The sequence below is a fragment of the Candidatus Ruminimicrobium bovinum genome (assembly GCF_902760015.1).
GTDB lineage: Bacteria > Elusimicrobiota > Endomicrobiia > Endomicrobiales > Endomicrobiaceae > Ruminimicrobium > Ruminimicrobium bovinum.
This window is the reverse complement of sequence record NZ_CACWEU010000092.1, coordinates 17,639-31,186: the sequence shown is the minus strand read 5'-3', so window position 1 is coordinate 31,186 and position 13,548 is coordinate 17,639. Positions and strand designations below refer to the sequence as shown.

2 protein-coding genes are annotated in these 13,548 nt (G+C 28.8%); both read right to left on the bottom strand.

Features of this window, described 5'->3' with window-relative positions; all coding sequences use genetic code 11:
* Nucleotides 1-235: 235 nt before the first annotated feature.
* Nucleotides 236-2,062 (bottom strand): glutamine--fructose-6-phosphate transaminase (isomerizing), encoded by a 1,827-nt coding sequence (glmS, locus tag ACMUOV_RS03495; protein ID WP_413853719.1) that lies wholly within the window; start codon nucleotides 2,060-2,062, stop codon nucleotides 236-238.
* 301 nt (nucleotides 2,063-2,363) lie between these two features.
* Nucleotides 2,364-13,520, bottom strand: coding sequence for a hypothetical protein (locus tag ACMUOV_RS03490; protein ID WP_413853717.1), 11,157 nt, complete (start codon nucleotides 13,518-13,520; stop codon nucleotides 2,364-2,366).
* Between the last annotated feature and the right edge of the window lie 28 nt (nucleotides 13,521-13,548).

Below are 13,548 nucleotides of genomic sequence, written 5' to 3'. Positions count from 1 at the left end.
AGTATTTTAAAAATATTTTTCTTTTTGACAGTGCTTCAGGAACCGTCTATGAACGAAATATTTTTTAGGTAAGAATTTTTTACTTTAATTCTTAGGGTGACCATGTTCGTGGTGTTTTCCGTTACATTAGGTCGTTAGGAAAACACAGTTGGAGCCCGTGCCTAAAAAATATGAGTGAATGGTTCCAGCACAGAAAAAAGAGAAAATATTTTTAAAGAATTAATTCAAGACATATCTATTCCACTGTGACAGATTTTGCCAAATTTCTCGGTTGATCGACATCACAACCTCTCATTGTCGATACATAATAAGCAAAAAGTTGTAACGGAATAACATTTATTATCGGTGAAAAAATTTCATCAACTTCAGGAACAACTATTTGATAATCCGATAATTTTGTAACCGCAGTATCATTTTCATTAACTATTGCTATTATGTTTGCACCTCTTGCTTTTGCTTCTTGAATATTACTTATAATTTTTTCATATATTCTGCTTTTTGTTGCTATCACCATAACAGGCATATTTTCGTCTATTAATGCAATCGGACCGTGTTTCATTTCGCCCGCGGCATAACCTTCGGCATAAATATAAGAAATTTCTTTTAATTTCAATGCACCCTCAAGTGCTATCGGATAATTTATATTTCTTGCCAAATAAATAAATTGTTTTGTTTGGCTGAATATTTTTGCTATTTTTTCTATTTTATCCGCCTGTTTTAAACATTCACTTACTTTAGACGGTAAATTCCATATTTGTTTTATATAATTATCCAATTGTTCTTCTGTTATGGTTCCTTTTTTAACGGCAAAATCGAAAACCAAAAGAAGTAAAGCCATAACTTGTCCGGTAAATGCTTTTGTTGAAGCAACACCGATTTCCGGACCGCAATGTGTGTAAACAACATCATCGGCATCCCTACTGATGCTTGAACCTATAACATTACATATTGCAAGTGTTTTGGCACCTTTTTGTTTTGCAAGTCTTAGTGCTACAAGCGTATCTGCCGTTTCACCAGACTGAGAAATGAAAATTGCCAACGAGTTTTTATCAAGAACCTGATTCCTGTACCTGAACTCCGATGCTATATCAACCTCCGTAGGTATTTGAACAAATTCTTCCAATAAAAATTTTGCAGTCAGCCCGGCATGGTAAGACGTTCCGCAAGCTATAATATAAATTCTTGAAATTTTATTTAATACTTCTTTTGTTATATTTTTTATTTCAAGTAAAATTTGTTTTTGGTCGGAAAAAACTCTTCCTCTGAAAGTATCCTGTATCGATTGAGGTTGCTCGTAAATTTCTTTAAGCATAAAATGTTTATAGCCGCCTTTTTCCGCCTGTATTGCATTCCAAAGAATTTTTTGAGTTTTTCTTTCAATAAGTTTATCCTGATTTGTTATTTTTACACCGTTTTTTGTTATTTCACAAATATCACCGTTTTCAAGAAAAATCACATCACGAACATAAGCAAGCAATGCCGGAACATCGGAAGCTATAAAATTTTCATTCTCACCTACACCGATAACAAGCGGGGCATCATTTCTTGATACAATTATTTTATCCGGTTCTTCACCGCATATAACGGCTAAAGCATAAGTTCCTCTTACCTGTTTTAAAGCTTTTTTTGTTGCTTCCAATATATTGCCGTGATAATTTTTTTCTATTAAATGAGCAACTACTTCGGTATCGGTTTCGGAATCAAACTTATGCCCTTCTTCAACAAGCTGTTTTTTCAAACTTATATAATTTTCAATTATTCCGTTATGAACAACAACTATTTTACCGGAACAGTCGGTATGAGGATGTGCATTTTCTTCGGAAGGTTTACCGTGTGTTGCCCATCTTGTATGGCCTATACCTATATTGCCTGCTATCGGATTTTTTTCGAGATTTGCTTTAAGGTTAACCAACTTTCCCGTACTTCTGTTTGTCTTAACTATATTATGGTCGATAACGGCAATACCTGCCGAATCATAACCTCTGTATTCAAGTTTTTTTAAACCGTCATATATAATATCAGTTGCATTTTTATTTCCTATATAACCTACTATACCACACATATTTTTACCTCTTAAAAATTTGTTTTACAAATTTCAGTTTAGAGCTTAGTATTGAAAGCTTAGAGTTTGAACAACAAACAACAATAATCCGGATTCAGAATCAAGTCCGTAATGACAAGCCAAACAACAGCACTTATTTTACAAAAAAGAGAGTTTAAATTGCAAAGTAAGCGTAAAAAATCACATAGTGATTTTTCAGCTGATAAGCTGAAAAATTATAAAGACAGCTGAGGAGTTTAACACCAAACAACCTATAACACCATAACCAATAACCTTATAACCTAATTTACTCAGCAAATTTTTATGCGGCGGAAAGCATTGCCCTGTAATCTTTTGCAATATCTTCCCGACTTATCTCTTCACTTATACTCATCTGTCTGTCTGCTACTACAGGTATTAACTCTATTATTTTCAGTATACTTTCTTCATCTTCTATATCATTTATATTTCTTTCTGCCATTATTTCATATATTTCTCTCTTACCGTCTTCTATTGTAAATTTCTCATCATCTTCATAATTGAATTTCTTCTTCCCTATCTTCTTCTCTTTCTGCTTCTTTAACATCTTCCCTAATAATCTCTCCATCTTCTTATCACTTAACCTGTTTTCCCCTATCTCTTGTTTCGCCAATATCCTTTCTTCTATTGCTCCCTTAAATACTTCTCTTAATTCTTCCGCTATGTTGTTATACATTATCTTTATTTCACTGCTATCTTTTAAATCTTCCCATCTTTCCGGTATTTCTTCATACCTTACATTGTATGCCATTGCTTCCACATCTTTCTCTTTTAACTGTCCTATCCCAAAATTCAATTTGAAATTCCCTATTAATGTCTCAAACATACTGTATGTCTCTATTATATCTGCCTGATTATTCTTAAACATTCCTGCCAATTTCTCTATCCCTATCAACAACGGCTTTTCACTGTTTATTATCATCTGCTGCAATTGCTGCATTGTTATGTTTTCCGATATAGGTTCTATTTCTATTTCTTTTCTTGTGTCAAATTCTATTACCTTTTCCCCTTCTTTTATGTATACTTCTATCCCTTTCTTCCTTATCTCAAATAATTCCTTCTCTCCTATCTCTAATTGTTCACATTGCTGCCTTGTTATTACTTTCCTTGCCTTCCCGTTTTTTATTGCCGTATTTAATTTTTCAATATCTTTTATATCCTCTAATGATATTATCATCTTATCAGCCAATGTGATTCCTATTGCTTGCTTTACTTCGGATAACTTCTTAAATTCTTCCATTATTTCCTGCCTGCTTTGCCCTTTCAGCTCTTTTACTATCATTATCCCTTCTTCAAATATTATATCACTGCCTTTGAAATTTTTTTCTTTCTGCTTCTGTTCTATATACTTCTCATCTTCCACTATTATATCCATATCCGATACTTGGATTTTACCGCTAATTTTGTCTTTTATTAATTCTTTCAACACTTTACTCTCGTTTAACACTTGGGCTATCTCTTTAGCTCCGGCTCCGCTTATTGTTCCTAATATTATTCTTCCTTCATCTTCGGCAACGTATACACTTTCTCCTTTTGCCGTCTTTAATCCTGTATTCTTTAACTCTTTACTATCATATCCTATTTTCTCTAATGCTTCAGATATCACATACACCGGCATTACTACTTCTTTGTTACTTCCTTTCTGCTTTACAATCTCTCTTATTTCTTTCTCTATCTCTATATCACTTGACATCTTACTAAACATTTCTTCCCTTGTCTTTATCGCTTTAAAATCTATTATTGTATGTAATCCTATATTTGTGGCAAATATCGATGCTACAAACCCTACTAAAACCATCGTTATCGGTATTGCCGGCATTAACAATCCCATCGTCCCTATTACCATAGGTACGAAATACGATGCCGAACTCAAAATTAATGCTCTTAACCTTGATTCTATTCCTTTATGCCCTTTATAAAAACTCCTTACCCTATATACTTCTAAAAATTCCCTTACTGCTACTCCTAACGATATTATTATCGGATTTTTACCGTCTGCTATCGCTTTGTTAACATATCCTTCCGTTTCAGAAAGTATTGCTGCTTTGTTGTCTTCCTGTTTATTAAAAGAAGAAGATATAAATTCATCTCCATCTATTACATCTTTCTCATTAATTTCTTCTATTTTGTCATTCTTAAAATTGATCATTATTTTTTTCCCATCTTTCCTATACATATATCCTGCTCTTCCCCGTTTTTGTAGACTATCTATCTCTTTCGTGGTAGGTTCATTATTTTCAAAATCAACATATACATATATACCTTTGTTAGCCAAACCCACTATATAATCATCTTTATATCCTACTCGAGAATCACTAATTTCCTTATGTTGTGCTACACTTACAAAAATTTCGCCGATTTTCCCCTCTTGTTCACATTTCTTTTCAAATTCTTCAAATGCTGTTTTAAAGTCATCTATAAATTCCTGATTAAATAAACCTACATTTTTTCCATAAGCAACATATTGCTGTTCATTAAAGCTCATCTTACTTAAATCTATTCTATTTACACCTTCTTTTCTATAAATTATTTTTTCAAGTTTATCTCTTTCTTTTTCCCCTGTTCTCGGATCAATTTTATTTTCTTCAATTTTTTTCATAAATTCATAAATTATGCAAGTATGACATATCATATTAACCAAAAATGTTGTAAATGCGGTTATAATAGCAACAGGAAAAGCCCACATTGCAATACGAACAAGTATAACCGAAGAATCTATTGGATTTAACCAAAACATTAAAGCTCCTGCAGCTATTGCACTTATAGCTGCACCAATTTTTGTTACATTTTGTAATTTTTTGGCTGTGTTTTCATCTTTTGAAAAATGTATATCAGCAAAATTCGCATATAATGACGGTGAAAATTCTTTCCATGCCATTTCAACAGATTTTTTTAATTTTTCCGTAAAACTTAATTTAAAATTATTTTCTTCAATTAATTCAAAAATTTCTCTCTGATTTTCAGGCAATAGTGCAGCAGATGGAATATTACTATCACTATTATTTTTGTTTTTATTAATTATTTCTTCAGCAGCTTTTCCGGTAAATTTTAAAGTGGCTACAGAATATTTGCCTATATTTCTATAGGGAATATCTTTTCCGGTATCATCTTTTCCCATTACAAATTCAACATCATCATATTTTTTATTAAACTCTTCCATTTTACCTGCAAATCTTCCATTTGAAAAACCTGCTTCTTCAACATCTTTCTTAAATCTTTCATAATGTTCTTCTATTTCTCTTTTATCAAATTCATTATCAAATTTCCTGTTTTCAAAATTTTCATTAACTACATTAAAATACACTTCTTTATCTTTTTCATTTATATCCATATAAATATATATCGGAGATTTATCGACATCTAACTTATTACCATGATAAAAAGCATTTTTCATAGCTTCAAATATAAAATACCATAACACATTCAATCCGCCAATTGTGGTATCAATTTCTTGATTTATTCCGTTTTCTCTTATGATATTTTCAAATTGATTTCTATTACTCATAAAAAATTCAGCCATACTATTTCCTAAATGCAAATAATAATATGGTCTTGCTTTTTGCCCGATAGTCGGTTGGAAATTTATTACTTTATTACCGAACAAACCATTCATCATTGTTGAAATTCTATCTCCTATCAAATTGTAAGATTCGGTTAATTGAATATTTTCTATTTCGGTTTCCTCTATAACAGAATCTATTTTTGTTTCCTCTGCATTGCTTTCATTTTCGGTGTTACTTAACAATTGTTCTTTAATATTTTCATCAATAAAATCTTCCGCTATATCTTCTTTTTCTGATATTTCATATAAAATATTTTTTGCTATAGTATTAACGGTTTCCATTTTAATAAATTTTTCTTTACGTTTATTAACATATTCGTTAAGAATTTGTTTTACAATTTTTACCTTTATTATTATTTCTTGTTCTTTTTCTAATTTGCTTACAATTTTTTCTTTATCTTTTTCTTTCATGGATGAACCGTTAATAATGCTTATTATTCCGTTTCTTTCTCCACATGATAAATTACCTCTTTTTGTTTCAAAAATTCTACATATCTCATATTGGTCTTTACCCGATATATTAACATTATTATTATCTAACCATCTTTTTATACTTGATTCATCAATGCCTTTGTCATTAAACAAAACTCTTAAAATATCTCTATCCTTAGCGGTTAATTTATCTTTTACAATGATAAGTTTCACTAAAATATTTTTATCTTCGATTAATAATTCGGATAATTTATCCAAATTATTAAGGCTAATATTTTTTTGTTTTAAAAATTCTGATATTACGATATCTGTGTCCGTATCCGATAAATTATTTAAATTTATTTCAACCAAATTTAAAATTGTCCCAAAACTGTCAGGCTGAGATAACACGTAACTGTTCAATAAAATATCATTATATTCTTCATATTTTTCTTCTAAATCTTTTCTTTTTTGTTCCGATGTATAAATATTTGAAGTTTCTTTTTTGAGAATAGCCATATATTCTTTATGTTTTTTATCTAACAAATTTTCTATATATCCAACAAAAGTTTTATCATATACTGATTCAGGCAATTTAATTCTTTTTTTCACTTCTCCGTTTGGCCCCATTAAAAAAGCATACATATCCTTATTATTGATTCGTAAATAATCTGTTAACTCCGTAATAAAAACTTTCCAAGAATCGGTAAACATTATTATATCTTCCAACTCTTTTATTTCATCTCCGCTATAAGAAATGCTATTTATTTTAAGCCAATCCATAAAATTAGTTATTATTTTCTTTAACAAATAAGACTGATTTTTATGTTCTTTTATATTCCCTATTTCCCCTATATCATCCAATAAAAATTTAAAAAATTCGCTAAAAGATATTTCTTTGTTTATTTCTTTTGATGCAATATAAAGTAAATAAATTAAACCTCTCTCAGCTGCATATTCGTTTAAAGCCAAATATTCACAAACAACATTATTTTCATAGAATAATTTATACAAATAATCTCCGACGCTTACATTTGTTACATCTTTACCTAATATTTGCATAAGCATAGTTGCACAAGTATCTGCAGCTAATTCTCTTAATGTTGAATTTTTATCATTACCTTGTTTAAAATTAAATATATTATGTCCTATTTCATGAGCTATTGAAACAATTGACAAACTTGCAAAGAACATATTTGAATATGCTACTGCCGTATTTTTTCCTTTTGCTTCTTTTACAATATTTGATTGCAATATTATTTTATATAGTTCACTTATGTTTCGCGGTTCTAAATCTATAAATTTATCATTGGTCAATTTTATTTCATATCCCATTGTCGTATATTCTGCTTTATATGTTTCATCCAAAAGAGTTAATGCCACACCGATACCTATTGCTCTTAAATCAACATCATTTTTAATTTTTTTCTTTCCATCAACATATTCACTTAACAATGTTTTTGTTTGCTCTTTTAAATCTTGTAATTTCGATAATCCTTGTTCACTGCCGGAATTAGCCATAAGATATCCGTAAGCCAATAACCTTACTTCAGGTTCCATATTTGTATCGTTTATAATATCTTTTAATTCATCAATTTTACGTTTGCGATACATAACTCTTCCATAATTTATCTCCCTTAAACTTTTTTCCGGAAGGCCTAATTCTTTCTTAAGATCTTTATATACAGGATATACATCGTTTAATAATAATTGTTTTTCATAATATTCCATTCTGCTCCTGTAACTATATAATTTTTCCTGTTCATTTATTGACGGTTTATTTTCCGTATTAAAACAGAACTCAAAACCATCCTTGAAAAGTTCATGTACTTTTAAAATTTTCATTTTATTATAATATTTTGGGTTTTTATCACTATTATTATCATAATATTCCAGTATTGTTTTAATTAATTCGGAAGAAGGCATATCAAAAGCTAAATATTCGTATCCGGGATACAACCATTTATTCGTATATGCAGATTTATTTTTTTCATCTATGTCTATCTTAATTTCACCGGATTTTACTTTTTTATCAATTTCTTTTTTAAGTTTAGAATCAGATTTAATTATTTTATAAAAAAGATATTGCAAGTTTGCTTCCATTTTGTTTTCTATTTGTTCAATATCTGAAATATCAAAAACACTATTTCCTTTTTCATCGGTATAATCTTTCATTTTATTTATTATTATTTCGATATACTCTATAGGAGTTTTATCTTCTTTACCGTTATTTACATCAAATATTATATTTTCAAGAGCTTCCCATTTAGAAATATCCGTTTCGAAAACATCAAAAAATATTTGATTAAATGCCCTTGCCGTTCTGTGTTCGGATGACAACAATTGAAAATTATAGTGTATTGGAAGAGTCTTATAAAACTCTTTTTTTTCTTCACTGGTTTTACATTTTTGTGCAAGTTTTAAAACATCCAAAATAGAACCTGTTTCAGAATAAAATTCAGGTAAAAAACCAGGATAATTTTTACTTTGTCTTTCAAGCTCAATATGCCTAAGTTCATGGAGAGCATCCGTTATTAACCCTATAAGAGTATTTCTAAAAGGCAAAGCCAACTCATTCTGTTCGGTATTTTTTTCTTTATATTCAAAACTTCTGAATTCGAGCTGTGAATTTGCAAGTGCCTCTTTAGGAAAATCCGTAGTTATGGAATCATTGAATTGTGCATCTTTAACCCTTGCCAATTTATACTGTAAAATATCATTAAATTTATCATTAAAAATATCTTCAACCTCATTAGGATACAATGTTAAAAGAATTCCCGTTATAAGTGCCTTCAAATCATAATTATTTAGTTCTTTTATATCTTTATTTTTAATAATATTTTCAATAAAATTATTAGATATATTTTCAATATCCGCATGGCTTAAATAATCTTCCATATCCATGCGCGTATACCTACTTAGTCCGTTTAAATATGTAAGTATTAAAAACAGAATATAATTATTATTCATTTTATTATTTGATTTTATACCAACAATGCTAAAAGGGAAAGTTCCTGTTTCTACGGCTTTATATTTACTTTCATCTCCTATTAACATTTTTACATATGGCAATTTATTTATAAAAGGTATTTTATTTAAAAACTTCTCTATTTTCTCTTGATTATTGTTCCAATACCAATGAATTCCCATTGCAACACCTGTTGCTACAGCCAATGCAGGTAGAAAAGTTCCAAGCCCACCAAATAAAACCATTGCATAAGGAACCGATAAAATTCCGGTAGGTAATAAACGAGCTACAAAATTTTGTTTAATATTTTTATTTTCTCCTCTTATATACTCTGCAATACTATGCATAGCTATAAAACCTAACCTTGCTACTACAAATAATCCTATTGTGCCCCATCCAAGCGGATTTGAAGCCACAAATACCGCAATCAAGCCCGTTAAAATACCACCAAAAAGTATTTCTTCCCAAACCGGAGCAGTTTTATCATCTTCTCGTATTGAAAGTTCAGCATAAGGAACGGTTTTTTCTCCATTTTCTAGCGGATGCTTATCCGATAAATTTTTAATTTTTTCTTTAAATACATCATAACTGTCTTCTTTTACTATATTGTTCAATTCTTCTGTTATTTTATTATATTCATCTTCATTACCATTTAACAAATAATCAATTTGCTTATATGTTAATTGATTTATGTTTCTTGTTGCAGAACCGGACAAAAAAACAGTATGATTAGAATAACGTGGGTTATATTTTATAAAGTCATAAAAAGTTAAATTAAAATTTGGATTGTTTACATCTTTTATTTGTTGTTGTATTTCATACCAAGAATTAATAGCAGATAATTTTCTTTCTTTTCTTAACATTTGCCCAAGCGGTGTACTTGGATGTACTTCTCCTCTACTATTGAGATTTCTCTTAGGTACAACTTCGCCTTTTATGACACCTAGCCCCAAACCACCATCAGACAATGTTTCCATATATATATTATATCCAAAAACAGATTCTAGACCTGTTGCAGTAATACAAGAAGGGAAGAAATTTATATTTTCTTCTTCAAGCATTTTATAAATATTTAACACATATTCATAAGAATGACATGTTGAAAAATCAAAAATTATATTTTCTTCATCATAACCGTTTTCTGCAAAATAACTAATAAGTTCACTTACTATGTAATTACCGGTAATTGGAGATTCAATTAAATTTTCTTTTTTCCCGTCATTATAATAATACAAAATTTTTGTGGGGTGTCCATGAGTATTAAATCTAATCAAAATATTTTTATTGGCATCCGTTGTTTTTACTCTATTGAAAAAAGCATCTAAATTCTGTTCCGGAGTGTACCCGGAGCTATATTCTGAATTATCATATAACCCAATGTTTAAAGCATGATAATTTTCTTCTAAATAATTTTCATATTTTTCTTTTTTAGCTTCGTATTTGGATATTTTATCCTCGAGCTCTTTAATATCTTTATCATCTAATCCTTTAAATCCATATTTTTTGTTTCTTTCATCGGTTTTTAATTTTTCTTTTAATTCATTTATTTGATCTACATAATGTTGTTTGATTGCTATAAATATAGAAGGTTGCATCATATTTTCAGAATTTGAACCCGTTTTTTGATATGAATTCATTTCTAATGTTTTTGTTTCTTCATTCAAAATATCTCTATTTTTTGCAACTTTGATTTGTGTCTTATACCACAAAATACCGGATTTAATAATCTTATTTGCAATTTCTTTATCATCATATTTGTCGGATTCTAATATTTCTAAAATTTTCTTAGAATTTTCACCGGTATAATATGCCAAATGCCTGCTTATTCTAACGCAAGCTTCATACTCACTCATTATATCCGGACTATTAAGTTCTTTTCCTATGTATCCATTTAAAAATAGTTTTATTGCCAAACCGTTATTTTCTATAGCCAAATATTCTCTATCTGTATCATAAATATTTTCTATTTCATCTATAAGTTCAAGTAATTTTTTTTCAATATCTTCTATGGATTTTCCATCATTTATATAATTTTCCATTTTTAAATCTTTTACAAATACCAACTGATAAGCCGGAATTTTATCGTATTCAGAATAGCTTTCACTATTTGCAAAAAAGCGTAAAACATCTCTGTTTATTAATTCATCAAAATTCTTTTCATCAGCCAAGATAAGAGCTTTTATATCTACACCATACATTTCTATACCATTATTAGGATTTTTAACTTTTTTTAAAGCTCTCTCTAATAAATCTTTTTCTTTTTCGTTTAAAGGTTCTTGTTTGGTATCACAATATTGTTCATATCTTTCAAGAATTTCTTTTCCATCAAATTTTTTATCCTCTTTTTCAACAGTATCTTTAATATTTCTAACAAAAATTTCTTCGTCCTTTTTTGATAATATTTCACGAATTATTTTTGTTTGAACATCGGAAGGCAAAAATAAAAACTTTTCAAAAGAATAAGATTGACCATCTATTATAATTTCTTTTATATCTTCCGCTTTTAATATTTGTTCAGCTTCAAACGAAGGTAAACCGTTAGAATCAGATAACAATGCAGCAACAGAAAAAAGAAGTCTGCTAATTGTCGCATTATAAGCCGTATTAAATTCTTTAGGGTCAAAAACATTTATTGCATCTCTAAAAAAATTTGCTACCGCATTAACAGCGTTATAGAAATCATTAGCTTCATTAGAAACTTTTTCAATATCATCAAGAGTTATTAAATTACCGTTTAATTTGAATTCCCCGTTCTCGTATTGTATATCTATATTATTGTCCTTATCGTTAGCTTTTATAACTTTAATAATATTTTCGATTCCTTTTTCATTAATATTTCCTTTCTTTAGTGCTTCTATACCGGCTTTTAAAATTAATTTTTGTTGATTTACATCATCCGAACACGATGCAATTCTAAAAGCAAGTGCTTGTGCTTGCAAAACAGACTGTTCTTTTATTGTTTGTTTATATTTATTATTCGCTTTTTCGACATCACCCGTAATATTAGGGGTAATGACAATATCATTAACGGATTTTTCAGACAATATTTTTGAAAGTTCATCGCTGTGGTAACCGCCGGCTACAACTATTATTACTTCTTTTGAATTCTTTATTATTTCTTTAACGGTTCTTGTTCCGGGTTTTTTTATTTTATCTGCAATTTTTTCATCTAAAATATTATTAACAAATATGGAATTTCTTTCATCGTTAATGTTGTAATATTTATCAAGTTCAAAAAAATCTTTTTCTATTTCTTTTATTCTGTCGACAACGGCATATTTTGTATATAATTGTCTAAATTTATTAAAACCTTTTTTTGTCCAATGCCAATCCTTTGATGTAAGTCCGTATTTTAAGTATTTTTCAAAATATTCTTCAAAATCGGAAATATAAGCTATTTCATATTCTGTTTTATCATAAGATATTGCATACCTTATCTGCTCTATAAGAGTTCTTTCCTCTTCCAAAAGTTGAACCGGGTTTAAACTTTCGTTTATTTTTCTTATTTCTATAAATTTATTTAGTGCTGAATATTTGTTTAAATTTATATTTTTTTCGGCAGCATATTTATTTATATACCATGTAAGTTTACTTATATCTTTTAAATTATTTGTTTTTGTTATTATGTCGGAATACTGGTTATACGATAAAACGGATTTTAAATCGACAAGAACAGCTTTTATTTGTCTGCTTATTTCTTCAGGTTTTATTTTATTGCTTTCTTGATCAAGAAGTATATATGTTGCAATATTGGGATAATTTTCTTTTACAATTTTTGTTATGTTATTATATTTTTCAAAATCAGAATTTATTTCATCTATATATTTGAATAAAAGAACATACAATTTACCGCTATCATTACCTTTGGTTTTATATTTATTTATCTGCTTTGAAAATTTTCTGTTCTCGGAATTTATGTATTTGTTATTTAAACGGACAATTTCTGCTTTTACTTTTTTTATTACGGATGCATATTTATCTTGGTTATTCATTATTTCGGATAATCTTTCAACGTTTTGCAGATGAAGTGTCTTTTCGTCAAGACCTTTTAATTGAACGGTATTATTTTTAAGCGAAGCATAATATTCACCGGCGGTTATTTCACCGTCTTGTAAAAGTTGTTCTATTATTTGTTCTTTTATTTTTTTATCGTTTATTTTATTTAACCAACTTACATTTATATTACCATAACCGCCTTCAACATATATCTGTTTTATTTTATTTTCTTTATTTATCTCTTCTATTATATTGATTATTTTCTTTTGTGTATCTTTGTGACAATGCAAATCCTGTATATTTACTACGGTCAAGTTGCTGCCGGTATCATTTATTGAAGTTATTTTACCGTTATCAAAACTTATTAAAGGTATGTTATTTTCATCTTGCGAAAGACTTTCGGTTTTAACAGCGGAAAAAGAATTTACCGATGTTATGCTTATAATTAAACAAGCTGATACCGAAAGTGCAATAAGTTTATTAATTAATTTTTTTATTTTCATAATTTACCCCCAAAAAAGAAAAACTCTG

What these genes read in the sequence shown, in the direction of transcription:
- glmS (WP_413853719.1), bottom strand. Translation starts at nt 2,062, where the DNA reads ATGTGTGGTATAGTAGGTTATATAGGAAATAAAAATGCAACTGATATT.
- ACMUOV_RS03490 (WP_413853717.1), bottom strand. Translation starts at nt 13,520, where the DNA reads ATGAAAATAAAAAAATTAATTAATAAACTTATTGCACTTTCGGTATCA.